General features: G+C 42.9%; 14 protein-coding genes. 2 read left to right on the top strand and 12 right to left on the bottom strand.

What is annotated here, in order from left to right; genetic code table 11:
* Positions 1–6 precede the first annotated feature (6 nt).
* From ACLI1A_RS09290 to ACLI1A_RS09270, 5 genes are all read right to left on the bottom strand, one after another.
* The gene (locus ACLI1A_RS09290; protein ID WP_411408372.1) at positions 7–1,233 is read right to left on the bottom strand and encodes an NAD(P)/FAD-dependent oxidoreductase; all 1,227 of its coding nucleotides are present in this window, start codon (positions 1,231–1,233) and stop codon (positions 7–9) included.
* 6 nt (positions 1,234–1,239) lie between these two features.
* Positions 1,240–2,103 (bottom strand): hypothetical protein, encoded by an 864-nt coding sequence (locus ACLI1A_RS09285; protein WP_411408371.1) that lies wholly within the window; start codon positions 2,101–2,103, stop codon positions 1,240–1,242.
* Positions 2,104–2,150: 47 nt separating this feature from the next.
* Positions 2,151–2,828 carry a glycerophosphodiester phosphodiesterase gene (locus ACLI1A_RS09280; protein ID WP_411408370.1) on the bottom strand — a complete coding sequence of 226 codons (678 nt, stop codon included), beginning with the start codon at positions 2,826–2,828 and terminating at the stop codon, positions 2,151–2,153.
* A gap of 186 nt (positions 2,829–3,014) precedes the next feature.
* Positions 3,015–3,962 (bottom strand): hypothetical protein, encoded by a 948-nt coding sequence (locus ACLI1A_RS09275; protein WP_411408369.1) that lies wholly within the window; start codon positions 3,960–3,962, stop codon positions 3,015–3,017.
* Positions 3,963–3,980: 18 nt separating this feature from the next.
* Positions 3,981–4,403, bottom strand: coding sequence for a hypothetical protein (locus tag ACLI1A_RS09270; protein ID WP_411408368.1), 423 nt, complete (start codon positions 4,401–4,403; stop codon positions 3,981–3,983).
* 186 nt (positions 4,404–4,589) lie between these two features.
* On the opposite strand from ACLI1A_RS09270, the gene ACLI1A_RS09265 reads away from it, so the two are divergent.
* Together ACLI1A_RS09265 and ACLI1A_RS09260 are read left to right on the top strand one after the other, a co-directional pair.
* Entirely contained in the window at positions 4,590–5,696 is a 1,107-nt protein-coding gene (locus ACLI1A_RS09265) for a sensor histidine kinase (RefSeq protein WP_411408367.1), read from the top strand.
* Entirely contained in the window at positions 5,677–6,387 is a 711-nt protein-coding gene (locus ACLI1A_RS09260; RefSeq protein ID WP_411408366.1) for a LytR/AlgR family response regulator transcription factor, read from the top strand. Before ACLI1A_RS09265 ends, ACLI1A_RS09260 begins: the two co-directional genes overlap by 20 nt.
* Before the next feature lie 89 nt (positions 6,388–6,476).
* On the opposite strand, the gene ACLI1A_RS09255 is transcribed toward ACLI1A_RS09260, so the two are convergent.
* From ACLI1A_RS09255 to ACLI1A_RS09225, 7 genes are all read right to left on the bottom strand, one after another.
* Entirely contained in the window at positions 6,477–8,153 is a 1,677-nt protein-coding gene (locus tag ACLI1A_RS09255; protein ID WP_411408365.1) for a T9SS type A sorting domain-containing protein, read from the bottom strand.
* A gap of 102 nt (positions 8,154–8,255) precedes the next feature.
* Entirely contained in the window at positions 8,256–9,707 is a 1,452-nt protein-coding gene (locus ACLI1A_RS09250; RefSeq protein WP_411408364.1) for an alpha-amylase family glycosyl hydrolase, read from the bottom strand.
* Between the two features lie 3 nt (positions 9,708–9,710).
* Positions 9,711–10,025, bottom strand: a complete 315-nt coding sequence (locus tag ACLI1A_RS09245) for a hypothetical protein (protein WP_411408363.1) — start codon at positions 10,023–10,025, stop codon at positions 9,711–9,713.
* A gap of 28 nt (positions 10,026–10,053) precedes the next feature.
* Complete coding sequence (locus ACLI1A_RS09240; protein WP_411408362.1) at positions 10,054–11,892, bottom strand: glycoside hydrolase family 13 protein; 1,839 nt, start codon at positions 11,890–11,892, stop codon at positions 10,054–10,056.
* 218 nt (positions 11,893–12,110) lie between these two features.
* Positions 12,111–14,420, bottom strand: coding sequence for a glycoside hydrolase family 65 protein (locus ACLI1A_RS09235; RefSeq protein ID WP_411408361.1), 2,310 nt, complete (start codon positions 14,418–14,420; stop codon positions 12,111–12,113).
* 11 nt (positions 14,421–14,431) lie between these two features.
* Positions 14,432–15,088: a beta-phosphoglucomutase gene (gene pgmB / locus ACLI1A_RS09230; protein ID WP_411408360.1), complete on the bottom strand. Its 657-nt coding sequence runs from the start codon at positions 15,086–15,088 to the stop codon at positions 14,432–14,434.
* Between the two features lie 48 nt (positions 15,089–15,136).
* Complete coding sequence (locus ACLI1A_RS09225; protein WP_411408359.1) at positions 15,137–16,507, bottom strand: MFS transporter; 1,371 nt, start codon at positions 16,505–16,507, stop codon at positions 15,137–15,139.
* Positions 16,508–16,797: the final 290 nt, after the last annotated feature.

Genomic DNA, 16,797 nt, shown 5'->3' with positions numbered 1-16,797 from the left:
ATTCCTTTATTTGATTTGAGTAGTTATACTTTCTGCGGCAATGAAGCCTGCCGTCCATGCATTCTGGAAGTTAAACCCTCCTGTTATCGCATCAATATTCAGTATCTCTCCGGCAAAGTATAGCCCTTCGTGCAGCTTGCTTTGCATGGTTTTAAAATTCACTTCACGCAGGTCGATGCCTCCTGCGGTTACAAACTCCTCTTTAAACGTGCTTTTACCGTTTACAGTGTATTCACCCTGTACAAGCTCTGTTGCCAGTTTGTAGAGCTGTTGTTTACCCAGGTCGGCCCAGCGGGTTTCTGCATTTATGCCTGCCGCTTTGGTTAAGCTTTCCCACAAACGGTTAGGGAAATCAAACGGGCTTTTTTTAGAAACGGTCTTCTTGGCGTGTTCCAGTTTCAGTTCGCGCAGGGTTTCTTCACATTCTTCAAAAGTAACATTATGCAGCCAGTTAACCGAAATGGTAAATTTATAATCCTTGTCAGCCAGCTCCCTTGCACCCCATGCCGAAAGTCGCAATATACCCGGGCCGCTCATACCCCAGTGGGTAATAAGTGTAGGCCCCGAAGCATTCAGCTTACTGCCTTTAACTTTCACCTCAGCCAATGCCGAAACACCCATGAGGTCTTTTATTCGGGCATCTTTAATATTAAATGTAAATAACGACGGCACCGGTGGTACTATAGTGTGCCCCAGTTCCTGCATCATGTCCCACATCTTAGGATTACTTCCTGTAGTCATTACCAGGCTTTGGGCAATGTATGTTTCATCCTGGGTTTGTATTTTCCAGTGGCCTGCATCGGCATGGTAAAGCGATTGTATGCTTTGTACCGTAAGTATGTGTATGTTGTATCTTTTGGCTGCCGCCAAAAAACAGTCAATTATGGTTTGCGATGAATCAGTAACGGGGAACATCCTGCCGTCTTCCTCTATCTTTAGTTCCACGCCGTGCCTCTCGAACCATTCAATAGTATCGCCACTACAAAAACGGTTAAACGGGCCTTTTAGCTCACGCTCGCCACGCGGGTAAAACTTTACCAGCTCGTTCGGGATAAAGCAAGCGTGCGTAACATTGCACCTACCCCCACCCGATACGCGCACTTTAGCCAGTACTTCCTTGCCACGTTCAATAATGGCTATTTTAAGGCGAGGGTTGCGCTCGGCTATATTTATGGCGGTAAAGAATCCGGCGGCACCGCCCCCGGCTATTACTACATCGTATTGTTTACTCATAGACAACTATTCAACTTTGTTCAAATATACCTTTCCAAATTCAGTTAATATATATCCCCTCCCCTGAAAAAGAAATATTAAATTTAAACTCTGTAACCTTGACAGTAAAACACTTAAATCATTCAACGGTACTCCTTCGTTATCAAAATATCTCGCAAGCGTCATTTGATCAAATCCATCCTTAAAAGATTTCAAGAATCTTATTGTATGTTGGAATATCACATCTCCATAAAGAGATTTTAAGTGATCGGAAACCTCTTTAGTCATAACTGCAGACTCTCTTTCGAATCTTTGGTTAGCATGTGACACTTCTTGATATTTACTCTCAATTTCTTTGAACTTATCTTCCTTTTCTTTAAGCAGTCTTGTTAGCTCGGTATTCTTCTCTCGTTCACTATCAAGATGAGAAACGGAATCTAATTTTACTATATTTAGATCATTTTCAAGATTCATAATTATTTTATTGAGCTCTTCAAGACTTCTCTTGCCACTTTTTTCCTCTTCAATCTGAAACTCAAGTTTCGCATTTTGAAGTTTCCCCAACAAAATTTCAGTATTTCGGGCATCTTTTATTTTCTGTCTTTTACTGTTAATGAGCTTTAGAACAAATTCAAGTCCCCACATTATTGTTGGAGCAAGTAATGAAACAGCAATAGCCTTAATCAATGGGCACCATAATCTACTGTAATATGGGTCGGCAAAACTATCGTTTATGTATTTTATACGCTCTTCAATAGCTTTATCTGAAAAACAAAAAACAGCTAAAACATCCCAATTGTATATAATCAATAGGATTGAATAAACCGTAATTATCGGATACTTTAATCGCTCTCTAAAAAGCTTTACAAGTTCATTTGTTGTTGTTTCCATGGATTAATTGGTTTGTAAAAATATTAAAGTAAAAGGCCTTTATTACTTCATACCCTCTCGGGGAAATCAGTTATTATACCGTCTACACCCAGCGCTTTCATGCGGGCTATATCGGCAGGTTCGTTAACGGTCCATGTGTATATTTTGTAACCCGCTTCATGGGCTTTTGTTACATTGCTCTCGGTAAGCAGGGTAAAGTTCGGGTGGAGTGCCACAGCATTAAATTCCTGTGCCCATTCCCATGCCTGGTGCACGCTGGCTTCGGTTAGCACCCCCAGCGGAACATTCGGGTTGAGCCTGCTCATCGCCTGTAACTCCTCATACTGGAAACTCGACACAATAAGATCGGTATACTCCCAACCTTTTTCGGCAATATATCTTTCTATAGTATCACTCACCGGTTGTGCCGTGTGGCGGCCTTTCATTTCTATATTCCAAAGACATTTGTTGCCAAAAGCATCAAGCACCTCATCGAGTGTAGGTATGTCAAACCCACCTGTAAGCTTTAAAGCCTTGAGCTCAGAGAGCGTTAACTTAGCCACTTCGCCGGTACCGTTTGTAAGGCGGTCTACTGTAAAATCATGGAACACCACAAGCTCTCCCGACGCACACACATGCACATCGAGCTCTATACCGTGTACGCCAAGCTCAATAGCCTTGGCAAACGATGCAAGGGTGTTTTCGGTAACGTGGCCTTTGGCGCCGCGATGGCCTATATTCAGCATAGTGTTACTTTTTAGCAAAGATAATCTTTTGTTTATTCGTGGATTCGTGGATGTGTGTATTTGTTAATTTGTAGAAATAAGCGTAATTCGTGGCTAAACCTGAAAGCAAAAAACCCTGCCGGTTGGCAGGGTTAAACAAAAATTACAATTTATGTTGAAGTCCACGAATTAGGACTGACTATTTATTTAAGGATTGTATGACAAGCCCACATTCACATAAAACACTCCGCTGGGCTTTGCACTAAACTCATAGTTGCTAAACATGTGGTTTTTTTCCACTACGCGGCTACTGGGTATATACTTATACCCGGTTTTTAATGTTCCTATAAGTCCTTTGTAAAATGAATGTTCATACTTAATACCAGAAAGCAGTTCCATTTGGTTATATATATAGGTTTTTTTATCGTTATTAAAGTTGTTTAAATAAAACATGGTTCCATCCAGCTCAGTACCTATAGAGAGCCTGCCTTCTTTAAACATATCCTTTTTCATGTACACGCTTTTAGGTAATATAACATCGGCAATCCATCCGTTGTTAAAATGGTGCTCGTAGCTAAAGCTTAGCGCCGCCGGCACTACCGATGTAGGGTCGGCAATAACAAACACACCCAGGGTCATTTTGGTTTTGGCGTTAGCTTTAAGCACTATGGTAGCCGTAGCAAGCCCTGTAACCCTTTCAAAACCATTGTTCCCACCACTGGGTATTGCCGAAGCGGTATAAATGGCCATTTTACCAAACAGCTGTGAAAAATACGTAACGTTTACAGCGGCAGCATAGTAATGTAAATCAGCTGCACCAGAGTGTATACTTTGCTCAGTTTCGGCATGGATATAATTGTAAAACAACCCTGTACCTACCATCCATTTCTTTGTTTTTACAAAGTTGAGGTTAGTACTTATACGTCCCTGGTACATTTGCGTAACCTTTGCTTCCGGTAATAACGTACCGTGCAGTTTAGAGGTATAGGTATACGGCGCGTCATACCTAAACTCAGCATTAAACATACGTGTTAGCGGAAACTTATCGGTTACATATTTTATAGCGCCGCTGTGCAGGCTGTCTTTTTCCTGTGCAAATGCGCCACTGCCCGTAACTAAAAACAGGAGTATAAAAAGATGATGTGTGTGCCTCATAAGGATAACTGTTCGTTTTTATAATTGATGAAGTGATGATTTATAAAAATTAAGCACAAAAACACGGTTGAACTGTTTTTGCAATTGCCTGTGTAACGCAAGGTCGTTTACAGCAGCGGTACCCTGCGGATATATGGCACCATCGCGTACCATAACCAGCCAAATTTCCTGTACTTTTAAGGCCTCTATTTGTTTTCGTACCTGCTTAACAAGTCTGTCGGGGTTTAGTATATCACAAAAATAAACTCCCGCCATGGTATTGCCGGTAGTAACTATGCTAACTAATCCGGCAAAGGGGCGTATAACTTTTAGTTCGCTGCCATACGCTTCTTTAAAACGCACCAAATCGGCCGCCTGAATCATCATGCGTTCTTTTTCCTGTTCGCACACCGGCTGTACTTCTATCTCTTCAGCCAGGGCCATCATATCGTATACACTCATGCCGTTTAAATTTTTAAGCAAATAAATGCCTTATGCATACGCCGGGATTTTTATTTATACAAAACGGCTGTTATTTTATACCAAAGCCCCGAAAAAGGTTTTCGTATAATAAATAGCGGGTTTTGTACAAATTAGGATTTATGATTTTAAACTACCCGTACCTTTGTACATAGAAAACAAAGGTTTATGGGTAAATTTTTAATTGAGAAAAACAGTAAAATCATCTGTTTCCTTACCGAAGACCGGTACAAAGCACTGCGGCATGCCATACTGATAATTGATTTCCTTATACTGTATGCAAGTGCCCGTGTGCTATTTCATCTTAATGAAACGGAACAATACAGTGGCAACTATGGATTTTATCATGCGCTGAGCCCCTTTGTGGTTTTTATTTTTGTTATATACATAAACATATACGCTATAACACCGGTATTTTTTAAGGGAAAATACGTACTGTACATTTTTATGGTAATGGGGTTGTGCCTTTCGGCACTTACATTTTTACACTATGTAATAGACCCCATTTTCGAACCTTACTATATAGGCCCGCAACAGCAACGCTTAAACAGTTTTGTACAGCTGCTCTCTGCGTCTATTTTTACTATGCCCATAGTACTGGCATCTTCTACCGGAAGGCTTATGCAAAAATGGATAAAAGACAGTGAAGAAATTACCGAGCTAAAAACCATAACCACAAACATGGAACTGGAAGCGCTGCGCAACCAGATAAATCCACACTTTTTGTTTAATATGCTAAACAATGTAAACATGCTTACGCGCAGTAACCCCGAAAAAGCATCGGCGGTAATTGTAAAACTGTCGGAATTTTTACGCTACCAGCTCTACGAGAACAATGCCGAAAAAACATCGCTTGTTGGCGAGGAAGAATTTCTGTCTAACTTCCTGAATCTTGAAAAAATACGCCGCGATAACTTTAATTTCACGCTAACCTGCACCACACCAGGGCAACATATTTCGAATATACAAATACCTCCAAACCTGTTTACCACTTTTGTAGAAAATGCCATAAAGCATAGTGTAGATCTATCGGGTAACGAAGCTTGGGTACACATAACCATTACTACCCAAAACGGCCTGTTAGAGTTTAGTTGTGTAAATTCTATGAACCCCGACGAACAGTATCGGGATACACACGAGGGCGGACTGGGACTTGCCAATATTAAAAGGCGACTGGAAATCCTGTATGGTGACGCCTATAGCCTAAACTGCCAGAACAATACTATTACGTATAACGTAACCTTAACCATTCCGTATGACCTGTATTATAGTTGATGACGAACCCCTGGCACGTGAAGGGCTGGAGGCAATGCTTGCCGAAATATCGGACATACAGGTATTGGGTAAATTTTCGAACGCACCGGCAGCTGCCGATTTTATGGCGCATGCCATACCCGATGTGGTATTTTTAGACATACAGATGCCTAAGGTTACCGGGCTTGAATTTGCCTCATGTATACCTAAAGACACACTGGTTGTTTTTACTACGGCTTACTCGCAATATGCACTGCAAAGCTATGAGCTCGATGCGCTGGATTACTTATTAAAACCCATAGACAAACCCCGCCTGCAAAAAGCAGTGGAAAAAGCGCAGCTGTACAAATCATTGTTTGCCGATAAAACTACACTGGAACAAACCACGCCCGAATTCCTGCTTGTAAAAGCCGACAGGCGCTTTTACAAAGTATTTCTAAAAAACATACTTTTTATAGAAGGGCTAAAAGATTATGTAGTAATACACACCACCGGCCAGCGCCTTGTAACCGCGATGAACTTAAAAACATTTCATCAGCAACTGTCAGCCGAAGCATTTCTCAGGGTAAGCAAATCGTATATTGTTAACCTCTGCGCTGTGGACTCCTTTGATTCCCACAACCTATACATAGGCGAATCAGAAATTCCTTTAGGCGAAATATATAAATCCGAGTTTATGCAACGTTACTTAGGAAATATAGGCACTTTTTAATAAAAAATTAAGCGGATGGAAATACGAAAAGCCCCGCCAATGGCGGGGCTCAGAAAAAACTATCACTAAAAAAACGCTATTAAAAATGCTTAATTTTTAACTACCCTGATTACAGTAGTACCTGTAGCGGTGCTTACTTTGGCAAAGTACACTCCTGTAGCCAGGCCGTTTGCGTTTATGGCCGCCTGAGCCGCATTAACAGTTTGGTTAGATACAATTTTACCGGTAACATCTGTCACGGTTATGTTGTTTATAACACCGTTAGTACCTGTAAAATCCCACACCGTGTTACTTGGGTTAGGGTACACCACTATGCTGTTTTTTACTATAGTAGTTAGCCCTGCAGTTGATGTAAAGGAATACTGCCCTGCAATACGATCAAACATTACATTGTAAGTACCTGCCATAGCAGGGATGTTGCTGCCGTTTTCTACAGCGGCATCGGCAGTAAAAATAGTTCCTCCCCAGCTAACACCCCAACCGTGGTTTTGGCGGAATTTAATATCACCATCTGCAAGTGTTACATCCATTTTACTATAGTAATTACCATCTTCGGTATCAAGGTCTATATCTATAGACCAATCAGCATCAATGGCAGATCCTATAAGGCTTACAACAGTTGGGCTAAACATGTATTCACCTGTATCGCCATTTACTGTAATGTTATAATTACCTGTAGGAATGCTTATGGTAGTATTTTCGGTCGCAGTACCCGAAGGAAAATCACCGCCCCACTGGCCAGAGCCGTTTATTGCAAGTGAATAAGAACCTTCAGTGATTGCTACAGCATTTGCCGTATAGGTAACGCCATCAGTAGTAGCAAATGTAGTGCTAAACCCATCTCCTTCTAATGTAAGCGTAGGATAACCTTCCACCGATGAGAACAAATATTCGCCCGTTAAACGGTTAAACATAATATCGTACTCTCCTGCAACAACCATTATGTTAGCACCATCCTGAGTACCATATCCTGTGGGGAAATCAGCAGCACCCCAGTTTATGTCCCAGTTGTGGTTTTGGCGGAATTTAGCTTCACCACTGGCCAGTGTAACACCAAATGCAAAGTAATATATACCTTCGCCTGTTTCCAGATCTAAATCTACAGCCCATTCCGGATCCACTGCCGAACCCACCAGACTAATGGTAGGGAAACCAAAATTGTACATCCAGTTACTGTGATCAAAGGTAATGTTGTATACACCTGCCGGTACACTAACGCTAACACCTTCCATACCTGTACCGGATGGAAAATCTACGTTTCCTATATTCCCTACGCCATTTATACTGAAATAATAGTCGCCTTCAGAAAGAACAAGGTTATCTACACTGTAGGCTACTCCATCGCCAGTAGCAAGTGAATATGAAGCACCGCCCCCCATAAGTGTTACTGTATCATAGCTGATACCTGCAGGGGTAAAAGCGTATGCCCCGGTTGTGTAGTTAAAGGTAACATCCCACGTGCCATCTGTAGCAGGAATATTTGCGCCGTTTTGTGCGCCCGTACCTGTAGGGAAGCTTGCGGCACCCCAGTTTGTTGTCCAGGCATGGTCTTTACGAAACTTAACACCCGGATCGGTTGAAGGAACTGTTACCACAAGGCCACTATAGGTATAGTTAACACCATCAGTGGTAGCCATATCATAATCGCCACCCCATCCTAAAGCCGTAGAACTGCCGGTAATGCTTATTACAGGAAAATCATCAGCAAACATTGCTGTAGTAGTAGCCATGAATGCTACTACCAGCATTAGTAATTTTTTCATCATAAAATTCGTGTATTAAAAGAGGTTAAATGGTTAAAGAAAACGTTATAGTAAATATAATCAAAAAAAGCCCTGAACCTTTCGGCTTAGGGCTAATTTTTTACGCTAATCAGTTAATATCCAGAACTCCCACGGTCTTGCATCCCATTTTTGGCCTGCTCCAAAAGTAACTTTCTTCTCTGTCATATAATCAGTATACGTTCCTGACACCGGAACGGTAAAACTTACAGGCGCATTAGTAAGATTTGCAACGTAATATACCATACCATCGGCACCTTTGCGGGCAAATGCTAACACTTTAGTATCATCACTGGTAGTAAGCCTTGCATACGGTGCAGCATCCTTAGCTCCTGCAAGTGCGGTATTGGTATTTTTCAGTTTGCCCAGCTTTTCATAAAAGGCAAACATACTGTTATCATCGTGGGAAATAAGGTCTTTCTCAAAGAACTTAAGCTTAAGCTTATTGCCGTACTCCTGCCCCGTATAGATTAGTGGTATACCCGGCATTACATACGTAAGCGCAGCAAAGGTATGTGCAGCGTCGCCCATACGCTCGTACTCACTGCCGTGCCATGCATTTTCGTCGTGGTTGCTGGTAAAGTTCATAAAAAAGTCTTCCTTCTGGTACTTAGTAGCAAATTCTTCCATAAACTTATCCCAGTCGGCTACGGTTTTCTTGCCTTGGGCTATGTCGTTCATCAGGTGGTGTGCCACCCAGCCGTAACCCATATCAAACGAATTTTTAAGCAGGTAGTCCTTGTCGCTTTCCATCAGCATAAAAATCGGTTTCTCCTTACGCAGTTGCGGCACTGCCCAGTCCCAAAAGTCCTGAGGTACGTTATCGGCCACATCACAACGGAAACCGTCAATGTTCTGTTTTTTTATCCAGTACATCATTTCGTTTTTCATGGGTTCGTACACCTTTTTGTTAGTATACTCCAGCTTGGCTACGTCCGTCCAACCCCAAGGTTGCCCGGTCGTAGGGTCTATAGGGTCGGTCACCTCACCTTTTGCATTGTGCTGGTAATATTCGGGGTGTTCTTTTATCCACTTATGATCCCAGCCTGTATGGTTAGCCACCCAGTCCAGTATTACATACATACCATTGGCATGCGCAGTATTCACCAGGTTTTTAAAATCGGCTTCGGTACCTAAATCAGGGTTTATGGCAGTATAATCGCTAATCGCGTACCAGCTGCCCAGGTATTTCTTTTTCTCTTTCGGGTCTTTAATATCCTCTATAGATAAATCGCCTGTGGCTTTACGGCGCTTCATAGAAATAGGATACACCGGCATCAGCCAAAGCACCTTTACGCCAAGCTGCTTTAGCTTAGGAATATCTTTGGTAAAGGCATTAAACGTTCCCTCTTTAGAGTAATTACGAATATTAGCCTCGTAGATTACCGACTGTTCTAAAACAGCGTCATTTATTGGGGCAATTTCAACCGGTGCTACCGTAGCTACAGGTTTCTTGCTTTGAGAAGCCGTTTTTTTTACCTGTGCTGTACCAATGGTAAAAGCACTAAGTGCAAGGGCAGTTATGACTATTTTTTTCATTGTTTATTTTTTTTGAACCCACAAACAAAAATCCTTATCCAGGTTGATTTTAAACCTCCCCGTTTTTAATAAATCCTTTATTGTATCATCATTACTTAATATCCTGTCTAAATCTCTTGCTACAGCATAGCCTGTAAGATTGTTAATAACACTGCCATTTTCATACTGAAGGTTAAAAGAATATTTTTTCCTGTCTCCCGCTGAATCAAACTCTACAGGATTTAACTGGATAAACGGCCTTGAATCAGGGTCAAGTAACTTATCCATTATCATTTTCTTTTTAGCATCCCATAAATCAAGATATCTTCCTGCTCTCATATACTATCTGAAATTTACGTCAAAAAAACTAATTCAATTCCAGCACCAGTACCGATTTCGGCTCTATGGTAATGTCTTTAGTTACATCTACCATCTTACCTGTAATTACATCGGTACCGTTTTTAAAGGTTTTAATACCTTCAGCAAAACGAGTTGTCTTAAACGTACGGCTTTCGGCAGCGTTGTTTACCATTACCATAACCGTTTCCTTGTCGTTGTAACGGAAATATACGTACACGTTGTTATCCGGCAGAAAATGCATGGTTTTACCGTTATGAATAACATCCTTGCCTTTCCTCCAGCTAAACAGTTTTGACGTAAAATCAAAATACTGTTGCTGCTCTGCCGTACGTCCTGCCTTGGTAAAGGCATTGTTACCATCACCTTTCCAGCCACCCGGAAAGTCGTGGCGTATGTCGCCGTCGCCTTTGCCCTTATCACCTGCCATACCTATTTCCGACCCGTAGTACAACTGCGGAATACCCCTTACCGTAGCCACTATAGCCATAGCCATTTGGTACTTTTTAAAGTCGCCCTTATAGTTCTGGTTAATACGGTTAGTGTCGTGGTTTTCGGCAAATACCAGTATGCTGTTAATGTTGGGGTACAGGAAGTCGTTTGTAAAGTTGTTGTATACCTTTTGTACGCCGTTATCCCAACCCGAATTGTCTTCGTTAAACACCCATTGCAGTGCATCGTATAACGAAAAGTCCATTACGCTTGGCAGGTATGAGTTAAAACTTTCTATAGCGCCAATCTTACTGTCCTTTTGCCAATACGCCATGTGGGCAGGGTTTTGCATCCACACCTCACCTACTATGTTAAAGTACGGGTACTCATCAGTAATGGCCTTAGTCCATTTAGATATCCCTTCCTTATCATTGTAGCTGTACGTATCTACACGGAAACCATCAAGATCGGCATACTCTATCCACCAAATGGCATTTTGTGTAAGGTATTTTAGCACCAACGGATTGCTTTGATTCAGGTCGGGCATAGAAGGCACAAACCAACCGTCTACACACTGACGTTTATCAGTTTTAGAGGCGTTAACATCAAACTGCGTAGTCATGCGGTAGTTACTCTGCGAATAACCCGGGAACTGGTGCACCCACTCGTACGTAGGCAAATCTTTGTACATCCAGTGTTCTGCGCCCCAGTGGTTGGTTACATAATCCAGTACCAGCTTCATTTTACGCTTCTTCACAGCTGCCGAAAGGCGAAGGTAATCTTCGTTAGTACCGTAGCGTGGGTCTATTTTGTACACATCACTCTGGCCATACCCGTGGTAGCTGCCGCGCGGGTCGTTATCCTCGCACAGCGGTGTGGCCCAAACTGCCGTAGCCCCAAGCTCCTGGATGTAGTCCAGGTGGTCTATAATACCCTGAATATCGCCACCATGACGCCCGTTAAGGTTTTCACGATTGGCTTTTTCATTAGTATCTTTTGTTGAATCATTATTGGCGTTACCATTAGCAAAACGGTCGGGCATCAGCAGGTACATCATATCTGCCGATGTATAGCTCTCGCGTGTAGCCGAGCCTTCCCTACGCTGTTTCAGGTCGTACTTTTGGGTAAAAGCCACTTTATTCTTATCGTTTTTAAACGAAAAGGTAAGCTGCTTCGCCGGAACGTTCTTGGTATCTATGGTTACAAACACATAGTTAGGGTTTTCGGTTTTTGCTACATTAGTAACCACCACCCCATCGGACACTTCAGGTTTGTACTGGGCAATGTTTTTGCCGTAAAACATAACCTGCAGTTCCGGGTTGTGCATACCGCTCCACCAAAACGGCGGTTCGGTTTTTTGTACCTGACCAAAGGCTACGCTTGTGCCCAGTAATGCTATGTAAAGTAATTTTTTCATTGTTGCTGTTTGTTCTGCTGCAAGGTTTTAAAAACCTTGTAGCTATTATTTGTTTTTCCCACCCCGCCCTACGGGCACCCCTCCGACGGAGGGGAATTGTAGTACCCTATACTCCGCAGCGTGAGCATTCCCCTCCTCCGGAGGGGTGGCAGAAAGCCGGGGTGGGTATTATTTAAACCTACAAGGTTTTAAAAACCTTGCAGGTTATGTAGAGCTTCTTACACTGTAACCAGTTCGTTTGGTTTCACGGTAACTGTAGCACCGTTTACCACAACGTTTAGCTCATTGTTGCCTTCAAGGGTAAAGTGCGTGGCATCGGCCTGAACCGAAACCTTAAGCACCTGACCGCGGAAGTTTATCTTAAACGAATAGCCGTTCCACTGTGCAGGGATGCGTGGTTCAAAGTGTAGCGTATCGTTTTTCACGCGCATACCGCCAAAGCCTTCTACTATACTCATCCACGTACCTGCCATACTGGTTATGTGCAGTCCTTCTTCTACCTCTTTGTTATAGTCATCAAGATCCAGGCGCGACGTTCTTAAATAGAAGGTATACGCCTGCTCCATCCTGCCCAGTACCGCAGCCTGTATGCTGTGTACACATGGCGAAAGGCTACTCTCATGTACAGTAAGCGGCTCGTAAAAATCGAAATGCCTTTCAAGGGCTTCTTTGCTAAAGTGGTCTTCAAAGAAATAGAAACCCTGAAGCACGTCGGCTTGCTTAATGTATGGCGAACGCAGTATCCTGTCCCAGCTCCATTTTTGGTTAATAGGGCGTTGGCTGCGATCCAGCTGACTTACCGGTACAAGTTCCTTATCCAGGAAACCGTCTTGTTGCAGGTACACACCGTGCTCCTCACTGTACGGGAAGTACATACCATCGGCCACCTCTTTCCAAGAGGTAAGCTCCTCGGCATCCAGTTTTACAATTTCCATAATACGGGAATAGTCTGCCGGGTAATCTGCCTTAACCACATTTAGTTGCTCAGCCGCATAGCGTATACACCACTGTGCAATGTAGTTGGTATAGAAGTTATTGTTAATGTTGTTTTCGTACTCGTTAGGACCGGTTACGCCAAGAATCATGTACTTGTTTTTGTGCGACGAGAACGTAGCCCTCTGGTGCCAGAAACGCGCAATACCAATAAGTACTTCAAGTCCTTTTTCAGGGATGTAGCTGTAATCGCCGGTAAAGCGGTAGTAGTTGTAAATGGCAAATGCTATAGCACCATTACGATGAATTTCCTCAAAGGTAATTTCCCACTCGTTGTGGCATTCCTCACCGTTCATGGTAACCATAGGGTACAGTGCCGCACCGTTTTTAAAGCCAAGCTTTTCGGCGTTTTCTATGGCTTTACCCAGCTGATTATGGCGGTACGTAAGCAGGTTACGCGCTACCTGCTGGTCTTTTGTAGCCATGTAAAACGGTATGCAGTACGCTTCGGTATCCCAATAGGTAGAACCTCCGTATTTTTCTCCGGTAAAGCCTTTCGGGCCTATGTTTAGCCTCGGGTCTTTACCCAGGTACGTTTGGTTCAATTGGAAAATATTAAAACGGATACCCTGTTGTGCCTTAACGTCGCCATCAATAGTAATATCTGCCATTTCCCAAATGCCTGCCCAAGCCTGTTTCTGCTCTTCAAAAAGAGCATCGTATCCTTTGGCTTTCGCCGAAGTGATTACCGCTTTTGCAGCGTTAACCAATTGGTCTTCGGCATGGTTAAGCGTTACGGTATATCCGCCAAATTTCACTATGGCAGCAGTATCATTCTGGTTGGCTTCCAAGGTATAGGTAAACTGCACTTTGCTTTCGGTTGCCTCTGCAGATACAGGCAGTATTTGCAGGTCGTTACCATTCAGGAATATGCTGTTGTGCATATAGGTAGCCGCACCAAATTTGGTTTTAAACGTACGTGCCGTTACAAAAGCTTCATTAGCTTCATGATGCACGCCGGTAGGTTCCCAGAAGGTTTCCTCCCAGTTAGCATCCATGTTTTTTACGCCCGCATCTACATACGGCTTATAGGTAATTACTGCCGCGCGGTTTAGCGGGGTAATTTCATATTTTATAACGCCCAGTTCGTCTTGTACTACCGAAAGGAAGCGTTTTACATTTACTTTTATCTCTGTACCGTTTTGCAATACGGCTTCAAACGAGCGGCTGTACCAGCCCTCTTTCATATTTAGCTCACGACGGAAGTTGTTTACCACGCTGCATTTGGCAAGGTCCAGTGCTTCCCCGTTTACCTCTACGTCTATACCTATCCAGTTTGGCGCATTAAGCACTTTGGCAAAATACTCCGGGTAGCCGTTTTTCCACCAGCCCACCTTGGTTTTATCAGGATAGTAAACCCCTGCTATGTAGCTTCCCTGAAAGGTATGGCCACTATAGTGCTCTTCAAAATTAGCACGCTGACCCATAGCGCCGTTTCCTATACTGAAAAGGCTTTCGGACGAACGTACTCTTTCTGCATCAAATCCTTCTTCTATTACCGACCAATTATCCGGTAGTATGTAATCCTGGTTCATCTGTGTGTTTCTTATTTGTTAACTAGGGTTTCTAAAAACTGAATGGTGATTTCGGCAAACGAGCCGAAGTTGTAGTGTGCGCCCTGTAGTATGGCAGGGTCGCCTATGCTTACGCTGGTCATGCCGCCTATGTTAGCAGCTTCTACCCCAGCCATGGAATCTTCAAAAACAATACTGTCGGCAGGTGATTTGCCCAGCAGCTGTGCCGCACGCAGGAAAACTTCCGGATCGGGCTTGGCATTGGTTACGTCGTTACCGTCTACAATAGCATCAAAGTAGTGCAGTATACCTACCTTTTCCAGTATAGGACGTGCGTTTTTACTTGCCGAACCTAATGATATTAGCTGGTCATTGGCTTTAAGCCAATCTAAAACCGGCAGTACCCCATCCAGGATTTCATCGGCCTGCATGGCGTTTATGTAGTTTAGGTAATCGGTATTTTTTTCGGTAAGCCAACTTTCTTTTTCTTCATTTGTAGCCTGTATGTTACCCAGGCCAAGTATAATTTCAAGCGAACGCACGCGGCTTACGCCTTTTAGCAGTTCGTTATGTTCGTGCGTAAAATCGATACCCAGGCGGTTGGCAATTTTTTTCCATGCCAGGTAATGGTATTTGGCAGTGTCTACAATCACGCCATCCAAGTCGAATATGAATGCTTTCTGTTTCATTTGGGTTTTTTAGAAATATTCAGGGGAAAATATCCCTTTAAAGATTGTTTAGATTTTTACAGTGGGTTCGTCTGTGTCTTTTACACGGGTTACAAACAGCGCCGCAATGATAAATGACACACCACTGGCTATAATGGCATAGATTGGGTTCCCTCCATACACATATTTTACCATAGGGCCGCCTATAATGGCATTAACTATTTGCGGAATAACTACAAAAAAGTTGAATATACCCATGTAAACTCCCATTTTTCGGGGAGGTATAGAGCCCGTAAGAATAGCATAAGGCATGGCAAGTATGCTCGCCCAGCCCACTCCAACACCTATCATAGACAGGATAAGCCAGTCTGGGTTAGGCACAAAATAAACCGAAAGCAATCCTGCACCGCCTATAAGCAATGAATAGAAATGTGTTTTTTTACGCCCCAACACTTTGGCTATGGCCGGAAGAAAAAATGCTATTACAGCCGAAACAGCATTGTATACGCCAAATATTATTCCTGTCCAGTTACCCGCTTTATTATATAGAGCGGTTTCGGCAGGAGTAAATTCAAGCACCTCTTTTAGTGGCGTACCATACAGGTGGTGTGCTATAGCAGGGGTTGTAAACACCCACATACCAAACAGACCGAACCACGAAAAGAACTGTACCCAGCTAAGCTGGCGCATGGTTTGGGGCATCTTAGCAAAGTCAGTAAAAATGTCTTTTATGGAATGGGTTTCCTCTGCAGGTAACTGTGCTTCACCATTGACTGCTTCAAATGCTTCTATCTCTTTTGGCGTATATTCTTTTGTAGTTGTTATGGTTATTAATATAGCCACCACTATAGATATAGCACCTATAATGAAAGACAAGATAACGTTATAAGGCACTTCGCCGGGAACATCATCATGTGCTACATTAAACCAGTTAGCAAGCGCATACGGCAACCATGAGCCAATAACCGCACCTATACCTATCAGTACAGTTTGCAAGCTAAAACCTAATGTTCTTTGGTCTGAAGGCAACATATCTGCCACAAGTGCACGAAATGGCTCCATTGCAACGTTAAATGACGCGTCCATTATCATAAGGAAGCCAGCACCTATCCACAATGCAGGCATAATGGCGGTAAGCGCAGCAGCCTGAGGCATAAATACAAGCCCCAATGCAGCAAGTAGTGAACCTGCAAGAAAATACGGCTTCCTGCGCCCGAAACGAGTCCAGGTACGATCGCTGTAGTGCCCTATAATGGGCTGCACGATAAGCCCCATAAGTGGCGGAATAATCCAAAACCACGAAAGGGTATGCACATCGGCACCAAAAGTTTGCAGGATTCGGCTCGCATTAGCATTTTGTAATGCGAAACCCATTTGGATTCCCAGGTAACCGAAACTCATGTTCCAGATTTCCCAGAAACCTAATTTACGCTTTTCCATTATCGTAATTTAATGATTACTAATACGATAAGCGCATAGCTTATCAAAACTTAATTGTGTGAAGTGAAATTATAAGCTTTGATAATCAGTACAAAGATATACGTTTTTTAATCGGTTGGTTCACAGGGTGTAAAAAAAATTCCGGCACGGTGGCCGGAATTCTATTTTTTAACCCTTTGTTTTTAAGAATTTTACACAAAACTACAAGGTTGTCGTAATTTTTTGGTGAAGTGGTTATTTGGGTAATTCGGTTATTCGAAAGAGGTGGATTTGTGGATGTGTTAATACGT

It is taken from the genome of Flavobacterium sp. RHBU_3, from assembly GCF_046613565.1.
GTDB lineage: Bacteria > Bacteroidota > Bacteroidia > Flavobacteriales > Flavobacteriaceae > Flavobacterium.
Note: the sequence above shows the minus strand (reverse complement) of the source record. Positions and strands in the feature narration are given on the sequence as shown.